The organism is Streptomyces sp. NPDC058092 (assembly GCF_042884935.1).
Taxonomy (GTDB): domain Bacteria; phylum Actinomycetota; class Actinomycetes; order Streptomycetales; family Streptomycetaceae; genus Streptomyces.
On sequence record NZ_JBHVSY010000001.1, the window covers coordinates 159,184 to 175,770 of the forward strand.

13 protein-coding genes and 2 pseudogenes are annotated in these 16,587 nt (G+C 71.7%); 9 read left to right on the top strand and 6 right to left on the bottom strand.

The annotated features are described in order from the left end of the window. Window positions 1-108 precede the first annotated feature (108 nt). Window positions 109-1,338 (top strand): threonine ammonia-lyase, encoded by a 1,230-nt coding sequence (ilvA, locus tag ACFVV1_RS00815; RefSeq protein ID WP_389982436.1) that lies wholly within the window; start codon window positions 109-111, stop codon window positions 1,336-1,338. A gap of 81 nt (window positions 1,339-1,419) precedes the next feature. After that, window positions 1,420-1,573: pseudogene (locus ACFVV1_RS00820) on the top strand (ABC transporter permease); the annotation flags it as partial. Window positions 1,574-1,647: 74 nt separating this feature from the next. Here the strand turns inward: ACFVV1_RS00820 and greA are convergent. Beyond that, window positions 1,648-2,145: a transcription elongation factor GreA gene (gene greA, locus ACFVV1_RS00825; RefSeq protein ID WP_389982439.1), complete on the bottom strand. Its 498-nt coding sequence runs from the start codon at window positions 2,143-2,145 to the stop codon at window positions 1,648-1,650. 183 nt (window positions 2,146-2,328) lie between these two features. Continuing rightward, window positions 2,329-2,745: a DUF4307 domain-containing protein gene (locus ACFVV1_RS00830; protein ID WP_389982441.1), complete on the bottom strand. Its 417-nt coding sequence runs from the start codon at window positions 2,743-2,745 to the stop codon at window positions 2,329-2,331. 97 nt (window positions 2,746-2,842) lie between these two features. Here ACFVV1_RS00830 and mca point away from each other — a divergent pair, with 97 nt between their 5' ends. Both mca and ACFVV1_RS00840 read left to right on the top strand, forming a co-directional pair. Beyond that, window positions 2,843-3,724, top strand: coding sequence for a mycothiol conjugate amidase Mca (gene mca / locus ACFVV1_RS00835; protein WP_389982444.1), 882 nt, complete (start codon window positions 2,843-2,845; stop codon window positions 3,722-3,724). 1 nt (window position 3,725) lies between these two features. Further along, window positions 3,726-3,959: a hypothetical protein gene (locus ACFVV1_RS00840; RefSeq protein WP_389982447.1), complete on the top strand. Its 234-nt coding sequence runs from the start codon at window positions 3,726-3,728 to the stop codon at window positions 3,957-3,959. Window positions 3,960-4,048: 89 nt separating this feature from the next. Here the strand turns inward: ACFVV1_RS00840 and ACFVV1_RS00845 are convergent, their stop codons facing one another. After that, window positions 4,049-7,291, bottom strand: coding sequence for a tetratricopeptide repeat protein (locus ACFVV1_RS00845; RefSeq protein ID WP_389982450.1), 3,243 nt, complete (start codon window positions 7,289-7,291; stop codon window positions 4,049-4,051). Between the two features lie 390 nt (window positions 7,292-7,681). On the opposite strand from ACFVV1_RS00845, the gene ACFVV1_RS00850 reads away from it, so the two are divergent. The 4 genes from ACFVV1_RS00850 (at window position 7,682) to ACFVV1_RS00865 (ending at window position 12,309) form a co-directional block, all read left to right on the top strand. After that, window positions 7,682-8,179 carry a SigE family RNA polymerase sigma factor gene (locus ACFVV1_RS00850; RefSeq protein WP_389982453.1) on the top strand — a complete coding sequence of 166 codons (498 nt, stop codon included), beginning with the start codon at window positions 7,682-7,684 and terminating at the stop codon, window positions 8,177-8,179. Then, window positions 8,172-8,603 (top strand): hypothetical protein, encoded by a 432-nt coding sequence (locus ACFVV1_RS00855; RefSeq protein ID WP_389982456.1) that lies wholly within the window; start codon window positions 8,172-8,174, stop codon window positions 8,601-8,603. The genes ACFVV1_RS00850 and ACFVV1_RS00855 overlap by 8 nt, the downstream gene beginning before the upstream one ends. Before the next feature lie 341 nt (window positions 8,604-8,944). Continuing rightward, complete coding sequence (locus ACFVV1_RS00860) at window positions 8,945-10,159, top strand: mannosyltransferase family protein (RefSeq protein ID WP_389983864.1); 1,215 nt, start codon at window positions 8,945-8,947, stop codon at window positions 10,157-10,159. Window positions 10,160-10,272: 113 nt separating this feature from the next. Next, the gene (locus ACFVV1_RS00865) at window positions 10,273-12,309 is read left to right on the top strand and encodes a thioredoxin domain-containing protein (protein WP_389982458.1); all 2,037 of its coding nucleotides are present in this window, start codon (window positions 10,273-10,275) and stop codon (window positions 12,307-12,309) included. A gap of 54 nt (window positions 12,310-12,363) precedes the next feature. Here ACFVV1_RS00865 and ACFVV1_RS00870 read toward each other — a convergent pair whose 3' ends face one another. The 3 genes and pseudogenes from ACFVV1_RS00870 to ACFVV1_RS00880 form a co-directional block, all read right to left on the bottom strand. Continuing rightward, window positions 12,364-12,996 carry a TetR/AcrR family transcriptional regulator gene (locus ACFVV1_RS00870; protein WP_389982461.1) on the bottom strand — a complete coding sequence of 211 codons (633 nt, stop codon included), beginning with the start codon at window positions 12,994-12,996 and terminating at the stop codon, window positions 12,364-12,366. 11 nt (window positions 12,997-13,007) lie between these two features. Continuing rightward, a pseudogene (locus tag ACFVV1_RS00875) lies at window positions 13,008-13,604 on the bottom strand (MFS transporter); the annotation flags it as partial. Between the two features lie 140 nt (window positions 13,605-13,744). Continuing rightward, entirely contained in the window at window positions 13,745-14,443 is a 699-nt protein-coding gene (locus tag ACFVV1_RS00880; protein WP_389982464.1) for a hemolysin III family protein, read from the bottom strand. Between the two features lie 210 nt (window positions 14,444-14,653). Between ACFVV1_RS00880 and ACFVV1_RS00885 the strand changes: the two genes are divergently transcribed. Continuing rightward, window positions 14,654-16,495 (top strand): phosphoenolpyruvate carboxykinase (GTP), encoded by a 1,842-nt coding sequence (locus ACFVV1_RS00885; RefSeq protein ID WP_389982467.1) that lies wholly within the window; start codon window positions 14,654-14,656, stop codon window positions 16,493-16,495. Window positions 16,496-16,587 lie beyond the last annotated feature (92 nt).

The window sequence follows — 16,587 nt, forward strand, 5'->3', positions numbered from 1 at the left end:
CGCGGCCTCGGTGCAACGCGTACCAGCGCTGCACAAACCTGTGGACAACGGGGCGGTCCGGGATCGTACGAGGCGTCCGGCACCCCGCCGAGCTGCAAGACTTGCGGTATGAACTTCCGTGCGACCGGCCGCTTTCCCCCGCTGATCCTCGATGACATCCTCGGGGCGCAGAAGATGCTTTCCGGTGTGGCCAGGGTGACCGCCATGGAGGGCAGCCGCCACCTGACGGAGCTTGTCGGCGCGCCGGTCCACTTCAAGTGCGAGAACCTGCAGCGGACCGGTTCGTTCAAACTGCGTGGTGCATACGTACGGATCGCCGGGCTGTCCCCGGTGGAACGGGCGGCCGGAGTCGTGGCCGCGAGCGCCGGAAACCATGCGCAGGGTGTCGCACTCGCGTCTGCGTTGCTCGGCGTACGGTCGACGGTCTTCATGCCGGTCGGGGCGCCGCTGCCGAAGGTGGCCGCCACCCGTCAGTACGGGGCGCAGGTCCGGCTGCACGGCCATGTCGTCGACGAGACGCTGGCCGCGGCCGAGGAGTACGCGCAGGAGACCGGTGCGGTCTTCATCCACCCCTTCGACCACCCGGACATCATCGCGGGACAGGGCACGGTGGGCCTGGAGATCCTCGAACAGTGCCCCGAGGTGCGCACCATCGTCGTCGGGATCGGCGGCGGCGGTCTCGCCGCGGGCATCGCGGTGGCGGTCAAGGCGCTCCGGCCCGATGTGCGGATCGTCGGCGTGCAGGCGGCGGGCGCGGCCTGCTATCCGCCGTCGCTGGCCGCGGGGCATCCGGTGTCGATCGACACGCTGAACACGATGGCGGACGGCATCAAGGTGGGGCGCCCCGGCGATGTGCCGTTCGAGCTGGTCAGGGAGCTGGTCGACGAGGTCCGTACGGTCTCCGAGGACGAGCTGTCCAGTGCGCTGCTGCTCTGTCTGGAGCGGGCGAAGCTGGTGGTGGAACCGGCCGGCGCGAGCCCGGTCGCGGCGTTGCTGAGCGATCCGAAGTCGTTCCGCGGGCCGGTGGTCGCGCTGCTGTCGGGCGGCAACGTGGACCCGTTGCTGATGCAGCGCATCCTGACCCACGGCATGGTCGCGGCCGGCCGCTATCTGAGCCTGCGGCTGCGGCTGGCCGACCGCCCCGGCGCGCTGGCCACGCTGCTGGCCGTGCTCTCGGTCGTCGACGCCAATGTGCTCGACATCGGCCATGTGCGGACCGACCCCCGGCTCGGGCTCACCGAGGTCGAGGTGGAGCTGCACCTGGAGACGAAGGGCCCGGAGCACTGCGAGGAGGTCTCGGCGGCGCTGCGCGACGCGGGCTACCTCGTGATGAGCTGACTCTTGTGCGTCGCGATATATCGCGTTGCGATACCTGGCGGCGCCGCCCGGTAGCCGCGTGCGTGTAAGCCATATGTGTTCGTCCAGGCCTGCCGGGTGCTTTTCGGCAACCCCGGCGTGTCGCCGTCGGACGCCTGGCCGGTGGTACACCCGGTCACGGGCGTCGCTGCTCAGGTCGCTGCTGATCCTTGTGGTCTTCCGCACACTGGCGGTGCGCAAGTACCGGCAGGTCGCGGTCCGAGGCGCGCCGCACATGCGGGGAGCCTCCGGCCCACCGGGCCGGAGGCTCCTCGCGTCAGTGCTGCGGGATCAGCCCGTGTACGGCTTCGCCGCGAGGATCTTCACGGTGGCCAACTTGCCGTTCGGCAGTTCGTACTCGGCGTCCTCGCCCATCTTCTTGCCGTTCACGCCGGTGCCGAGCGGGGACTGGGGGGAGTACGTCTCGATGTTCGAGCTCGCGTACTCACGCGAGGCGAGCAGGAAGGTCAGGGTGTCGTCCGGGTCGCCGTCGAAGGCGATCGTCACCACCATGCCGGGCTCGACCACGCCGTCGTCGGCGGGTGCCTCACCCACCTTCGCGTGCTCCAGGAGCTGGGTGAGCTGGCGCACGCGCAGCTCCATCTTGCCCTGCTCCTCCTTGGCCGCGTGGTATCCGCCATTTTCCCGGAGGTCACCTTCCTCACGGGCCGCCGCGATCTTTACGGAGATTTCCGTGCGCGCGGGACCAGACAGGTACTCCAGCTCGGTCTTGAGCTGGTTGTACGCCTCCTGCGTGAGCCAGGTGACGTTTTCGCTGGTCTGGGTCACAGGGTGCTCCTCGTCGGTACTGGGTATACAAAGCATCGCCCTACCCGTAAGCATGTGCCGCCACGGGTGGGCGAAACCACGAGCCTAACAATTCCCCGGGAAAAGGGGGAGAAGGTAATCGCCGGGACCGCGTTTTGCGCAGGTCAGCACCGACAAGAGCGATGAAGCGCTGGCGTGCGGCGGTTAACGTGCCGCCCCGTCGTCGGTGGTGCAGCCCAGCAGCTCGACACTGGTCGCCCTGGACGTCGTACGAAGCGACAGGACGCGGTCGACACGGTCGGTGCGGTCGTCGAAGCGGAAGTCCTTGCGGGCCACCTCGCTGCCGTCCTCGTGCTGCGCGCGGAGGGTGCAGGAGCCCTTGACGTTCTTGTCCTTGCGCACCTCCAGGTGCACATCGACCCGCGCGTCCGAGACGACCTGGCGCTTGATCACCTCGGCGCTGATCCCCTGCCCGGTGATGTAGCCGTAACCGATCCAGCCGACCATCCCGAGCAGGGCGACGCCCAGCACCGAGCCGATGATCCTGAGCTTGCGGTCCGCGCGCTGGTCCGCGGAGCGGCCGTAGCGGTTCTCCGGGAGCGCTTCGCGCACCGCCGTCATGATCGTTCCTCCTGTGCCGGGGATCGAGGAATTTTCCGCCCCCCGGTTCGGTCACTATAGAAGCCTGCCCACGCGCCGAAACACTGAGGATCGAGTCTTGACTGAGCAGCTGCGACTGATGGCCGTTCACGCCCACCCCGACGACGAGTCGAGCAAGGGTGCGGCCACCATGGCCAAGTATGTGTCCGAGGGGGTGGACGTGCTGGTAGTGACCTGCACGGGCGGCGAGCGCGGTTCCATCCTCAACCCCAAGCTCCAGGGCGACGCGTACATCGAGGAGAACATCCACGAGGTGCGCAAGAAGGAGATGGACGAGGCCCGGGAGATCCTGGGCGTCGACCAGGAGTGGCTCGGCTTCGTCGACTCGGGTCTGCCCGAGGGCGACCCGCTGCCGCCGCTGCCGGAGGGCTGCTTCGCACTGGAGGACGAGGAGAAGGCCGCCGGCCGCCTCGTCCGCAGCATCCGAGCGTTCCGGCCGCAGGTCGTCACGACGTACGACGAGAACGGCGGGTACCCGCACCCCGACCACATCATGACCCACAAGATCACGATGATCGCCTTCGACGGTGCGGCGGACCCCGAGCTGTACCCCGAGTCGGAGTTCGGCCCGGCCTGGCAGTCGCAGAAGCTCTACTACAACCAGGGCTTCAACCGGCCGCGCACGGTGGCGCTCCACGAGGCGCTGCTGGCCCGCGGCCTGGAGTCCCCGTACGGCGAGTGGCTGGAGCGCTGGAAGGAGTTCGAGCGCGACGAACGCACGCTGACCACGCACGTTCCGTGCGCGGACTTCTTCGAGATCCGTGACAAGGCGCTGATCGCGCACGCGACGCAGATCGATCCCGACGGCGGCTGGTTCCGGGTTCCGATGGACATCCAGAAGGAGGTCTGGCCGACCGAGGAGTACGAGCTGGCGAAGTCTCTCGTCGATACCTCCCTCCCCGAGAGCGACCTCTTCGCGGGCATCCGCAACAATGCCTGATATGTACGCGACCCAGGCACTGACCCATCTCGTCCCTCTCGCCAAGGAGGTCGACGACAACAAGGTGACCCCCGGCGTCCTCGGCTTCATCGTCTTCGCGGTGCTCGCCGTCGGCGTATGGCTGCTGATGAAGTCCATGAACCGGCACATGGGCAAGGTCGACTTCGTGGAGGCCCCGGACCCGGCGGAGGCGTCCGACGCCCCGGTGGCGGCGGGGTCCGCGAAGCGGAAGTAGGCGCGGGGCGGTACCGGGGCCTCCGGTGACCGCCCCGTACGCCTGACGACGGGCGGGGCGGTCGTGCCCGGCCGGGGGCAGCGATGTCCTCAGACGTCGGACGGGCTGGTCGTGGGCGGGACCGGTACGCCCATGACCTCCCGGGCGTGGCGCGTCGGTGTCATGCCCAGGCGCCACGCCTGCCAGCCGTCCTCCAGGTCCACGCCGCGGTTCAGCACCACCCGGTACGCCTCCGCGCAGTCCTCCAGCTTGCTGTCGCGCGTCGGGTGGCCCGCCAGGAGCAGGTCGGCCAGTTCCTGCTGGGCCACCACCGCGCCCACCTCGCTGCCGCCCGGCGACGCGTACGGCAGCAGCGTGCAGCGCAGGAAGCGGGCCCAGTCGGTGCCCCGCGTGTCGCCGTAGGAGTCGAACAGCTCCGCCGCCTCGTCGCACAGCTCCAGCGCCTGCGGGGCGCGGTTGTTGCCCGCGTCGATCAGGGCCAGCTCCAGACACGTCCACGCCTCGCCGTGGGCGACGCCGATGCGCCGGAAGTCGGCCCGGGCGTCGACCAGGAGCTGACGGGCGAAGCCGGAGTTGCGGAGGTTCCCGGTCTGCGCGGCCCGCTGATCGCGGGTGACCCGGCCCGAGTGGTGACGGGCGCACGCCAGCCCGTACACGTCCCGCATCCGGGAGAACATCGTGCGGGCCCGCTCCAGCTGCCGCACCGCCCGGTCGGTGTCGCCGTTCTCCTCCAGGGCCTGCCCCAGGTAGTACAGCGTCCACGCCTCGCCGCGCGCGTCCTCGTTGTCGCGATGCCGGGCCAGGGCCTGCTCCAGCTGTTCGACGGCCGGGGCCGGGTCGCCGTCCAGCAGCCGGGCGCGGGCCAGCTGGGTCAGCGCCCACGCCTCGCCGCGCTCGTCACGGGTACGGCCGTACAGATCCAGGGCCGTACGCAGCGCCTCCTCCGCCCGCTCCACGTCGCCCATCCGCAGCAGGGTCTGGCCCAGCTGGAACTGCGTCCACGCCTCGCCGTGCAGCGACTCGCCCTCCCGGTGCAGGGCCAGCGCGGTGTCCAGGAGGGTCAGCGCCTGGGCCAGGTGGGCCCGGTCCCGTTCGACGGCGGCCAGGGCGTGCAGCGACCAGGCCCGGTCCTCGGCCTGCTCGTCGGAGGACTGCAACGCGATCGCCTCGCGCAGCCGCGCCGACGCCTCGGTCAGATTGCCCTGGTGGTGCAGGGTGATGCCGAGCGAGCAGAGCGCCAGCGCCGTACCCGCCTCGTTCTGCGCCTCGCGGTAGAGCCCGACGACCGACGACAGCGTGGTGCGGGCCTTGTCCAGCTCGCCGAGCTGACGGGCCGCGATGCCGGTGCGCCACTGCACGGACCGCTCCAGCAGCCCCTTGTCCACGGCCTGCGTCAACTCGCTGATCTCGCCCAGCCGGTAGAGGTCGCCCCGCAGCAGGCAGTAGTCGCACAGCGCGCCCAGCAGATCCAGTACGGCCCCCTGGTCGACGCCCTCCGCGTGCCGCAGCGCCGACGTGATGAAACTCGACTCGTCGTCCAGCCAGCGCAGTGCCGAATCCAGCGAACCGAACCCGTGCGAGCCGAACTGCCCGGCCCGGGTGGACATCTTGCCGTCCACCATGCGGATCACCGCACCGGCCAGCTCCGCGTAGTTCTTGATCAGCCGCTCCTGGGCGGCCGTACGGTCCGCCGCCGCCTCCTCGTCCCGCAGCCGGTCCAGGGCGAAGCCCCGTACGAGGTCGTGGAGCCGGTAGCGCGAGCCCCGTACGTGGTCCAGGAGCCCGGCCCCGGCCAGGGCCGTCAGCAGCCGCTCGGCCTCCTGCTCGTCGGCGGAGAGCAGCGCGGCCGCCGCCGCGGCGCCCAGGCTGGCCCGCCCGGCCAGCGCGAGCCGGCGCAGCAGCCGCCGCGCCTGCTCGGACTGGTCGGTGTAGCGCAGCCACAGCGCCCGCTCGACCGGCGCGACCGGACCGTACGCGGCGAGATCGGCGGCGAGGGCGCCGCGGGTACGTGCGCCGAGCGAGGAGCCCGCTGTGCGCAGCGCCAGCGGCAGCCCGCCGCACAGCTCCACGACGCTGTCCGTCGACCGGGCGTCGTACGGCTCCTCCTCCGCCGCCCCGGCCGCCTCGCGCAGCAGCTCCTCCGCGCCCGCCGCGTCCAGCGCGCCGACCGGCAGGTGATGGACCCGGGCCGGAATGTCGGCGGGCAGCTCCAGGGGCTCGCGGGCGGTGACGAGGACGAGGCTGTCGGAGCGCTCGGGGACCAGCGTGCGGACCTGGGCCGCGTCGGCCGCGTCGTCGAGGACGATCGTCACGGGCGTGCCGGTCAGATGCTGGTGGTACAGCTCGCTCAGCCGCCGCACCTGCTGCTCGGCGGAGGCCCTCTCGCGGAACAGCAGCTGCTCGCGGGGCGCGCCCAGCCGGTTCAGCAGATGCAGCAGCGCGTCCCGGGTCGGCAGCGGCGCCTCCCCGGACACATCGCCGCGCAGGTCCACCACGCACGCGCCCCGGAACTGATCCTTCAGGCTGCGCGCCGCCCGCACCGCGAGCGTGGTGCGTCCCGCGCCGGGCGTGCCGTGCAGGACGACGACGGTCGGCTTGGTCTCCGTCGACGCGCGGGCCTCGCGCACCCACTGCCCGATCTGCGCCAGCTCGGCCCGCCGGCCGGCGAACGGCCCGTCGGCCGCGGGCAGATGGCCGAACGACTGGTCCAGGAGCGCGCGCATGCGGGCCGCGGCGCTGCGGTCCCCGCCCCGCAGCTGCGGGGCGGTCCGCGACTGCGCGGGGACCTTCTTCGCCGGTGTGCGCGACGAGGCGGTGAGCATCCGCTGCTGGTCGAGGAACGGGCGGATGCCCCGTACCTCCAGCGCCGCCAGCCACTGCAGCCGCAGCTGTTCGGCGCCGCCGGGCTGCCCGAGCGCGCCCGCGCGGCGGTGGGCGGCGGGCCAGTGCGACGCGGTGACCTTGGCGACGGTCGCCGTGGCCCCCGCGACCGCGACGACGGCGCCTGCGCCGAGGGCCGGCCCCGTCGCCGTGCCGAATGCGACATCGGCACCGAAGGCAGCGACTGCGGCAACTCCCGTGACCAGCAGGGGAGTTCCAAGGGCGGCCCGGCTGAACCGCTGTGACAGCGGCTGCTGCCCGGCCTCCGCCGCGTCCAGCGCCTGGAGATACGCGGCGTACTCGTCGGCCGCGGCGGCCGTCAGGGAATCGAGTGCCGCCCGCCCGCGTGCTGTCAGCGCACCGGCGTCGGCCCGCCCGCCCGAGCGCCGTACCTCTTCCTCGACGGCGCGTACCAACAGCCCTTCGGCTTCCGCCCGATGGCTGTCCCGCATGTGAGTCCCCCTCCGGATACGACGATGACACCTGCCTCGGCCGTCGTCGCCGCCCAGTGTCCTGCGTACGGTGCGTCGGCGCGAGGGGAGCGAGGCGGCCGACCGGGCCTGAGAGAGGATGTGGGTGTGCCGTCTCGCCTGGACCGTGAGACTTCCCCGTACCTGAGCCGCCATGCCGGTGGGCCGGCAATCCGCCGGCCGGTGTGTCCGGCCGGCTCGGGGCTTTCGGTCGGTCGGACCGCGCGGCCGAGGCGCGGCGGCAGTGGTGTGTGCCGGTCCCGGGCGGCCGGTGTGATGACCGTCACGCCGGTTTCTCCGGGTCTGGTGTAGTCCGGATGCGGGGTGCCGGGCGTAGGCCCGGTGAGACCGAGGAGATCCAGGAGCTTTTTGTTGACCGTCGAGGAGTTCGAAGAGTTCTATGCGCAGACGGTCGCCCGGCTGACGGGGCAGTTGTTCGTGATGCTCGGTGACCAGCACGAGGCGCAGGACGTGGTGCAGGAGGCTTTCGTCAAGGGATGGAGCCGACGGCGTCACCTCGACCGTGACCGGCAGCCCGAGGCGTGGATCCGTACGGTCGCCTGGCGGCTGGCGGTGAGCCGGTGGCGCGGGCGGCGCCGCGCGGCGGATGCCTGGCGGCGCAGCGGTGCCCCGCTCCATGCGGAGGCGCCCGGCCCGGAGTCGGTGGCGCTCGTGGAAGCGCTCCGGGATCTGCCGGCCAAGCAGCGCCGCACGCTGGCCCTGCACTACGTATGCGATCTGACGGTCGAGCAGATTGCCGCGGAGACCGGTCTGGCGGCCAGCACCGTCAAGACGCATCTCGCCCGGGGCCGGGCCACGCTCTCGCACCGCCTGCAGGATCCGCGTACCGAGGAGGGGCCCTGTGTCTGAAGCCGACGACCCGCTGCGGTCCCTGTTCAAGGAGGCCGCGGCCGCCGGCCGGTTCCGCGCCCGGTCCGCTCCGCCCTCGTACATCACCGCGCGCGGGGAGCGCGTGCGCAGGCACCGGATTCTCGCGCTGGCGGTCGGCGCCTGCCTGGTCTTCTCCGGTACGGGCGCGGCCGTGGCGACACTCCTGCCCGACAGTACGGGCACTATTGTCCCGGCCACCACCCCCTCCGCCCCGCAGCCCTCTCCCCTGCTCTCCCCGCCCCGCACGAGCCCGCCGCCGACGGGCGCCCCCTCGCCCGACCGGAGCGCCTCGGGAACACCGACCACCCCCGATCGGAGCGCCTCGGGAACACCGACCACCCCCGGCCGGAGCGCCTCGGGAACACCGGCCACGCCCACCCGGAGCACCAGCTCGCCCCCCTGACATCCCGCGACATCCCGACTTCCGCACCCCGGACCGTGCCGACCGGGGCCGCTCGGCCCGTGCCCCGAACCGCGCCCGCCGGAAGGGGCACCAGGCACGCGCACATCCGATCCAGGCCAGGAGATTCTGTTGTGACCCTTTCGCCCCCCCAGCGGCAGCGTGAACGCCCGCCCGCCCGACCCGGGACCGCTCCCGGGTCGCCCGGCGGCACGCCGTCACCGGGCACGACATCCTTCGGCCGGCGGTTCGTCCGGCTCTGCCGCCGGCTGGGGCCCGCCGACCGCGAGGTGCTGTGGCTGTACCTGCTGACCCGGGTGGGCATCTGGACCACCGCCTACTGCATGCGCTGGCTGTTCGCCGACGACCGTAAGAACCATGACCCCGCCTCGTTCTTCGCGCCGTGGCAGCGGTGGGACTGGTGGCACTACCTGCACATAGCCCAGGACGGCTACTTCCCGGGCGGGTCCGGCCCCTGGATATCCGAATGGGACAACAGAGAAGCCTTCTTCCCCGGCTTCCCCTACCTGCTGCGGGCCGTCCACACCATCGTCCCGAGCTGGCCCGCGGCCGGGGCGCTGATCTCCTTCGTCGCCGGAGGCATCGCCGTACTGGCCCTGGCCCGGATCGCCCGGCTGCACCTGCCGCCGAGGGGCGCGGGAGAGCTGCCGCAGAAGAATGCCGGACAGCTGCCGCAGGAGACCGGACAGCTGCCGCAGAAGAACGCCGGACAGCTGCCGCAGGAGACCGGACAGCTGCCGCAGGAGGGAAGCGCGGGACACCCGGCCCAGGGGAACGCCGGACACCCGGCCCAGGAGAACGCCGGACAGCGCGCCGCCCTCTTCTTCCTGCTCTCCCCGTGCGCGGTCTTCCTGGCCGCCGGCTACACCGAGGCGCTCTTCCTCGCCCTGGCCCTGCCGGCCTGGCTGGCCGCCCAGCGCCTCAACTGGCCGCTCGCGGCCGCCCTGACGTGCCTGGCCACCACCGTCCGGGTCAGCGGCCTCTTCCTCGCCGCGGCCCTCGCGGTCCACTTCCTGGCCACCGCCCGCACCGCCGCCCACTGGCGCCGTCTTCCCTGGCTGGCGCTGCCCGCCCTCCCGCCGCTGCTCTACAGCTGGTACCTGCACACGCGTACCGGCGACTGGATGGCCTGGAAGCACGCGGAGGAACGCGGCTGGTACCGCGGCTTCCACACCCCCTGGGAGGCCTGGCAGAACACCTGGCACGCGGCCTTCGGGCACTCCCAGAGCACGGGGTACGCCCTGATGTCCCAGGCCGAACTCCTCACCATGCTGATCGGCATCGGCCTGTGCGCCGTCCTGATCCGGCAGCGACGCTGGCCGGAAGCCGTGTACATCGCCCTGACCCTGTGGGCCCTGGGTACGTCCTACTGGTACACCTCCATCCCGCGCGCGACCCTCCTGTGGTGGCCCCTGTGGACCGGCCTCGCCGTCTGGAGCCTGCGGCGTCGCCACGTCAGGACCGCCTATCTCACCGTCGTGGCACCCCTGATGACCGTCTTCGCCGTCACCTTCCTCTCCGGACGGTGGGCGGGCTGACCCCGGCCGCGGCCCCGACCCCGTACCCCCGGCACGCGCCCCGCTGCGCACCCGCCTGTGAGCTGTCCCGTGGCGCCTGGGCACGGCCCCGCCGAGTGCGCAAGGATTGGGGCATGCCCAACCGACTCGCGCACGCCACGTCCCCGTACCTCATTCAGCACGCGGACAACCCCGTCGACTGGTGGTCGTGGGAGCCCGCCGCCTTCGAGGAGGCGCGCCGGCGTGACGTGCCCGTGTTCCTGAGCGTGGGGTACAGCTCCTGCCACTGGTGCCACGTCCTCGCCCACGAGAGCTTCGAGGACGAGGAGACGGCGGCCTTCATGAACGAGCACTTCGTGTCCGTGAAGGTGGACCGGGAGGAGCGGCCCGACATCGACGCCGTCTACATGGAGGCCCTCCAGGCGGCGACCGGCCAGGGCGGTTGGCCGATGTCGGTCTTCATGACCCCGGACGGTCAGCCGTTCTACTTCGGTACGTACTTCCCGCCCGAGCCGCGCCACGGGTCGCCGTCCTTCATGCAGGTGCTGGAGGGTGTACGGGCGGCCTGGGACGGGCGGCCCGACGAGGTGGCCGAGGTGGCGCAGAAGATCGTGCGGGATCTGGCCGGCCGGCAGCTGGACTACACGAAGGCCGGACTGCCCGGTGAAGCGGAACTCGCCGAGGCGCTGCTCGGACTCACCCGCGAGTACGACCCCGCCTCCGGCTGGTTCGCCGGAAACACCCGGTTCCCGCCGAGCATGGTCGTCGAGTTCCTGCTCCGGCACTGGGCCCGGACGGAGTCCGAAGGGGCCCGCGACATGGCCGAGGGGCTGTGCGCCGCCATGGCGCGGTCGAGCCTGTTCGACCAGGTGGGCGGGGGCTTCCACCGGTACGTACTGCGCGGGCCCGACGGGCCCCTGATCCCGCACTTCGAGAAGATGCTCTACGACAACGCGCTGCTCTGCCGGGTGTACGCCCACCTGTGGCGGACGACGGGCTCGGAACAGGCCCGCCGGGTCGCCCTGGAGACCGCCGACTTCATGGTGCGCGAGCTGCGTACGGCGGAGGGCGGTTTCGCCTCCGCGCTCGACGCCGACAGCGAGGACGGCACCGGCCGGCATGTCGAGGGCGCGTATTACGTGTGGACGCCCGAGCAGCTGCGCGAGGTCCTCGGCGATCAGGACGCGGAGTTCGCCGCCGCGTATTTCGATGTGACGGAGGAGGGCACGTTCGAGGAGGGCGCCTCGGTCCTCCGGCTCGCGCGGACCGGCACCGACGCGGACGACGACCGGGTCGCCGGCATCCGGGCCAGGCTGCTGGCCGCCCGTGAGCCGCGCCCGCGTCCCGGGCGGGACGACAAGGTGGTCGCCGCCTGGAACGGCCTGGCGATCGCCGCGCTCGCCGAGACGGGGGCGTACTTCGACCGGCCCGACCTGATCGAGCGCGCCACCGAGGCGGCGGACCTGCTGGTACGGGTCCACATGGGCGACGTCGCCCGGCTGGACCGGACCTCGAAGGACGGCCGGTCCGGCGGGCACGCCGGGGTCCTGGAGGACTACGGCGACGTCGCGGAGGGCTTCCTCGCCCTGGCCGCGGTCACCGGCGAGGGGGTCTGGCTGGAGTTCGCCGGCTTCCTGCTCGACATCGTGCTCCAGCACTTCACCGGCGAGGGCGGGCAGCTGTACGACACGGCGGACGACGCCGAGCAGCTGATCCACCGCCCGCAGGACCCCACCGACAGCGCGACCCCGGCGGGCTGGACGGCGGCAGCCGGTGCGCTGCTCTCGTACGCCGCGCACACCGGCTCTCAGGCCCATCGCGCCGCCGCCGAGGGCGCGTTGGGGGTGGTGAAGGCGCTCGGGCCGCGGGTTCCCCGGTTCATCGGCTGGGGGCTTGCGGTCGCCGAGGCGCTCCTCGACGGGCCGCGCGAGGTCGCGGTCGCGGGGCCCGTCGGCGGCGAACTGCACCGCACGGCGCTGCTGGGCCGGGCACCCGGCGCGGTGGTCGCGGCGGGGGAGACGGCGGGGACGGAGTTCCCGCTGCTGGCGGACCGGCCGATGGTGGGCGGGGCGCCGACGGCGTACGTGTGCCGGCACTTCGTGTGCGACGCTCCGACGACGGACCCGCGGGAGCTGGCGCGGACCCTCGGATCGGGCCCGTCGGAGGACTGAGGGCGGAGTCGTCCGGGGACTGAGGGCGAAGCCCCGGCTACAGCGTCAGCCCGGCTACAGCGTCAGCCCGCCTTCGAGCGTGTCCAGCGCCTGGTTGATCATCGCGATCAGGTCGCCCTCCTGGCCGTGCTCGCCCCAGTACAGCGTCACCTCGCGCAGTGCCCCCAGCACCGCTGCGATGAACACCCGGACCTCCAGGTCGTCGGGGTTGCGCCCGCTGCGGTCCGCGAGTGCCTGGGCCAGCACCTTCGCCGTGTCCGACATGGTCTCCGTCATCCGCGCCCGGATGGCGGGGACCTCCACCATCAGCCGGGTGCGCTGCCGCAGTTCCTCCTCCTCGCTCGCGAGGAACGCCGTCAGCGCCTCGGCCATGATGAACCGCAGCGACTCCAGCGGCGGTTCGTCGGCCGGCCGGTTCCGCAGTTCGGCCTCCATGACCGGGTCGTACTCGTCGGTGAGGACGATGTCCTCCTTGGTCGCGAAGTACCGGAAGACAGTGCTCGGCGACACCTCGGCCGCCTCCGCGATCTGCTCGATCGTCGTCGCGTCGTACCCCTGCTCGGAGATCAGCCGGTACGTCGCCCGGCGGATCGCGATCCTGGTCTTGAGCTTCTTCCGCTCGCGCAGCCCCATCGTGGGAGGCGTCCCGGGGGCGGAAACGGAAGGGGCACGAGAGGTGGCGGCCATGGTCGCCATTGTCAGGCATCAGCGGGTGCCGGGGCCATGTCCGTCCGCTCCTGCGACGGGGTGGGGAGGTTCGTCAGGAACGCCCCGACCAGCAGCGCCGACACCAGGGCCGCGACAGCGATGACGAGCAGGACCACGCTCATGCCGTGGAGGTACGCCGTGTCCGCGGAGTCGGCCGGCCGCCGCGCGCCGGGCTTCGCCGCGACGACATGGGCGGCGACGACGGAGTCGCCGGCCGTGTCCGCGGCGGCGGCGGCCGGTACGCCGGTGGTGTCGAGCCGGCCGCTGTACGCACCGGCGAGCAGGCCGCCCAGCAGCGCGATCCCGAGGGCGCTGCCCGTCTGCCGCACGGTCATCAGCAGCCCGGACCCGCTGCCCGCACGGTCCGCGGGCAGGGCGGCCGGCGCGGCGTCCATCGCCGGGACGACGGCGAAGCCGAAGCCGAAGCCGACCCCGGCGACGGAGACCCACAGCGCCGTGAAGCCGTAACCGCTGTCGACCGTCGTACGGCTGCCGAGGAGCGCGGCGAAGGCGAGCACGACCAGGCCCGCCGCCATCGTGGCGCGCGCCCCGAACCGCGCGGTGACGGGGGATCGGGCGCTCGGCGCTGCGTTCCCGCGCAGTCAAGTGAAAGTAACTCTCAAAAGATGGCGAGTGTCAATGTGCTGCCCGCATCGGGGCCCCGACATGGCGAATGGCCGCGGCTTTCAAGCCACGGCCATTGCGGGGAGGAGCTGGAACGGGGTGCTCAGCTGTGGTTGTACGCCACCAGCGAGATGCCGACGTAGTGCACGACGAACGCCGCCAGGGTCAGTGAGTGGAAGACCTCGTGGAAGCCGAACCAGCGCGGGGACGGATTGGGGCGCTTGATGCCGTAGATGACACCGCCCGCGCTGTACAGCAGCCCGCCGACGACGACGAGCACCAGCACCGCGATACCGCCGGTGCGCATGAAGTCCGGCAGGAAGAAGACCGCGGCCCAGCCCATCGCTATGTAGCACGGCGTGTAGAGCCAGCGTGGGGCACCGACCCAGAAGACCCGGAAGGCGATGCCCGCGGCCGCCGCCCCCCAGACCGCCCACAGGAGCGGCGTTCCCGTCGAGTCGGGGAGCAGGAGCAGGGTCAGCGGGGTGTAGGTGCCCGCGATGATCAGGAAGATATTGGCGTGGTCGAGCCGGCGCAGCACCGCCTCGCCCCGCGGGCCCCAGGTGCCGCGGTGATAGAGCGCGCTCACACCGAACAGCAGGCATGCGGTCAGGACGTAGATGCTGCAGGCGATCCGGCCGCGGACGCTGTCCGTCAGCGCGATCAGCGCGATCCCCGCGACGATCACGGCGGGAAACATCCCGGCGTGCAGCCAGCCGCGCATGCGCGGTTTCGCCGGGGCGGTGTCGGGCTCGGCTGGTTCCAGCCCGGTCGGCTCGGGCGCGGCGGCGGCAGCAGTCATCCCCGCATCGTACCTACGCAACCGTAGGTAACGGATGGGAGTGGCAATGCTCACGTGTGCGGCCCCCTGGACATATGGGTGCATCGGTCGGATGATCAAATGAGTGCGGTCGGCACCGGATGAGCGCCAGTGGGATTCGTAGGGGTCGAAGCATCCGGGTCGCAGCCCCCACGGGGCCAACCAAACAGACACCCTCAACAAGGAGCGATCGTGGCGCGCGACATCGCGGCTCCCCTCACTGTCCCCACCAACCACCAGGAGCTCATCTCCTGGGTGAACGAGATCGCAGCCATCACCGAGCCGGACCGGGTGGTCTGGTGCGACGGTTCGGAGGCCGAGTACGAGCGCCTGTGCGGGGAGCTCGTGGCCAGGGGCACGTTCACGAAACTGGACGAGACCAAGCGCCCGAACTCGTACTACGCCGCGTCCGACCCGAGCGATGTCGCCCGCGTCGAGGACCGTACGTTCATCTGCTCCGAGAAGGAGGAGGACGCCGGTCCGACGAACCACTGGAAGGCCCCCGCCGAGATGCGGGCCGTCTTCACCGGTGAGAAGGGCGTGTTCCGCGGCTCCATGCGTGGGCGCACCATGTACGTCGTGCCCTTCTGCATGGGCCCCGTCGGCTCCCCGCTCTCCGCGATCGGCGTCGAGATCACCGACTCCGCGTACGTCGCCGTCTCGATGCGCACCATGACCCGCATGGGACAGGCCGTCCTCGACGAGCTCGGCTCCGACGGCTTCTTCGTCAAGGCCGTCCACACGCTGGGCGCGCCCCTGGAAGAGGGCCAGGAAGACGTTCCGTGGCCGTGCAACAGCACCAAGTACATCTCGCACTTCCCCGAGGACCGCGAGATCTGGTCGTACGGCTCCGGCTACGGCGGCAACGCCCTGCTCGGCAAGAAGTGCTACGCGCTGCGCATCGCCTCCGTCATGGCCCGCGACGAGGGCTGGCTCGCCGAGCACATGCTGATCCTCAAGCTCACGCCGCCGCAGGGCGAGGGCGAGGGCGAGGGCCCGAAGTACATCGCCGCCGCGTTCCCGAGCGCCTGCGGCAAGACCAACCTCGCGATGCTGGAGCCCACGGTCCCCGGCTGGACCGTCGAGACCATCGGCGACGACATCGCCTGGATGCGGTTCGGTGAGGACGGCCGCCTCTACGCGATCAACCCCGAGGCCGGATTCTTCGGCGTCGCGCCCGGCACCGGCGAGCACACCAACGCCAACGCCATGAAGACCATGTGGGGCAACTCCGTCTTCACCAACGTCGCGCTCACCGACGACGGCGACGTCTGGTGGGAGGGCATGACGGAGACCGCTCCGGCCCACCTCACCGACTGGAAGGGCAACGACTGGACGCCCGCGTCCGAGACGCCGGCCGCCCACCCGAACGCCCGCTTCACCGTCCCGGCGGGCCAGTGCCCGATCATCGCGCCCGAGTGGGAGGACCCGAAGGGCGTGCCGATCTCGGCCATCCTCTTCGGTGGCCGCCGGGCCTCGGCCGTACCGCTGGTCACCGAGTCCTTCAACTGGCAGCACGGTGTCTTCCTCGGCGCCAACGTCGCCTCCGAGAAGACCGCCGCCGCCGAGGGCAAGGTCGGCGAGCTGCGCCGCGACCCGTTCGCCATGCTGCCGTTCTGCGGCTACAACATGGGCGACTACATGGCCCACTGGATCAAGGTCGGCGCGGAGAAGCAGGACCAGTCGAAGCTCCCGAAGATCTACTACGTGAACTGGTTCCGCAAGAACGACGCGGGCAAGTTCGTGTGGCCGGGCTTCGGCGAGAACAGCCGCGTCCTGAAGTGGATCGTCGAGCGCCTGGAGGGCAGGGCCGAGGGCGTCGAGACGCCGATCGGCGTCCTGCCCGCCAAGGACGCCCTGGACACCACGGGCCTGGACCTCTCCGACTCCGACCTGGACTTCCTGCTCACGGTCGACAAGGAGCTCTGGCGCGAGGAGGCGGCGCTGGTCCCCGAGCACCTCAACACCTTCGGTGACCACACGCCGAAGGAACTGTGGGACGAGTACCGCGCGCTGGTCCAGCGCCTGGGCTGACGCCCCCCGGGCGCACCCCGCGCGGGTGCGCCCCCGCCCACCCCGCGGCCGGGTCTCTCGACATCCGCCCTGACCTGTGGGGTCAACGGCCC